Annotated in this window: 1 protein-coding gene; it reads left to right on the forward strand. The window is 48.7% G+C overall.

Annotated features, from left to right (window positions below; genetic code table 11):
• Positions 1 to 790 (forward strand): HAMP domain-containing protein (locus R7E78_RS25925; RefSeq protein WP_318058582.1); only part of this gene is annotated, 790 nt, incomplete at both ends.

Raw genomic sequence — 790 nt, forward strand, 5'->3', positions numbered from 1 at the left:
TCGCGCTCGGTGTACTTATCATCAGCGGCCTCAACTGGTTTAAAAGCTCGAACGAGACCAGTCTCGAAGTTGGTAGCCAGAATTTGGTGAGTGTGTTTGCTCAAGCTTCGAGAGACGCGGTAATCGCAACGGATCTGGCGTACTTAGACAGCTTTGCACGCTCTGTCGTAAGTGAGCACAAGTTGGCTTACATCCGTATCGTCAATCAAGATGGCATCGAACTTACGCTTCAAGGTGATTACACAGGCGTTGACACCAATGTTCGTCCTTTCGATGCAAGCGACGGTGTTTATGACGTGGCGAAAGCAATTACGTTAGGCGATCAGACTTTTGGCGTGGTAGAAATGGGTGTTCACGTCGAGCATGTTCATCAAATGCTTTCGTTTGCGACTCATGCGAGTTTGGTGATTGCCTTTGTCGAAATGTCGCTGGTGGCGCTGTTTTCATTTGCGCTAGGCAGCTATTTAATGAAGCGTTTGGATCTTCTCCGCACTGGGGTAATCAAGGTTTCACAGCAAGGGCCGGGTTCGCAAATTTCTATTTCAGGCAATGATGAAGTCACGCGCGTTGGAGAGGCGTTTAACCAAATGTCGCGCTCTTTAGCGCAAGCGCAAAATAAACTTCAGCAAGAACATCAGACCCAACAGCAGTTATCCGCAAAAATATCGCAGCTTGCCGAGGTGGCGGAACACGCTCGCGATACCATCATCATTACGCATCCTGACGGCACGATTGCTTGGGTAAACTCTGCGTTTGAGCAGTTAACCGAATATTCGTTAGAGGAAGTGGT

The organism is Vibrio sp. YT-19(2023) (assembly GCF_033337395.1).